The following is a 460-nucleotide window of genomic DNA, read 5'->3' on the forward strand; positions in this document are numbered from 1 at the left end:
GCCCTGGCCAGACTCGATGGATAGTAATACGCGCATCCATATCCATGGGAAACGCGTTTTCTGTCGAAATATCTGGACATACGACATGGATGTCTACACCAATATCGACTAGCTCATTAGACAAATAAAACCAACGCAATGCCTGGGCAGCCAATATTGGAGGAAACTCATATGCAATAAGCAATACTTTCACTAAGCTTGCTCCCTCAGAACGGCAACTATTCTTTGAGCGGCCTTTCCATCTCCGTATGGAGAAACACCTCGTGCCATTTTCTTGTATTCCGTTTCATCATCTAGCAAGCACTGCACTCTTTGAACAATATGCTCACTATCAGATCCCACCAATTCCACAACTCCTTCAGCAACGGCTTCAGGGCGCTCTGTTTCCTCACGCAACACAAGCACAGGCTTTCCAAGTGCAGGAGCCTCTTCCTGAACTCATCCGGAATCAGTCAAGATT

The 460-nt window shown here is 46.5% G+C and carries 1 protein-coding gene and 1 pseudogene; both read right to left on the reverse strand.

All coding sequences use genetic code 11. From position 1 onward, the window contains the following. The coding region (locus tag JHD82_RS30060; RefSeq protein WP_233174955.1) for a hypothetical protein at positions 1-193 on the reverse strand (193 nt) is incomplete at its 3' end. Beyond that, positions 193-460, reverse strand: a pseudogene (locus JHD82_RS29050) (UDP-N-acetylglucosamine 2-epimerase); the annotation flags it as partial. The pseudogene JHD82_RS29050 and the gene JHD82_RS30060, both read right to left, overlap by 1 nt.

It is taken from the genome of Delftia sp. ASV31 (assembly GCF_016428765.1).
Taxonomy (GTDB): domain Bacteria; phylum Pseudomonadota; class Gammaproteobacteria; order Burkholderiales; family Burkholderiaceae_C; genus Comamonas; species Comamonas acidovorans.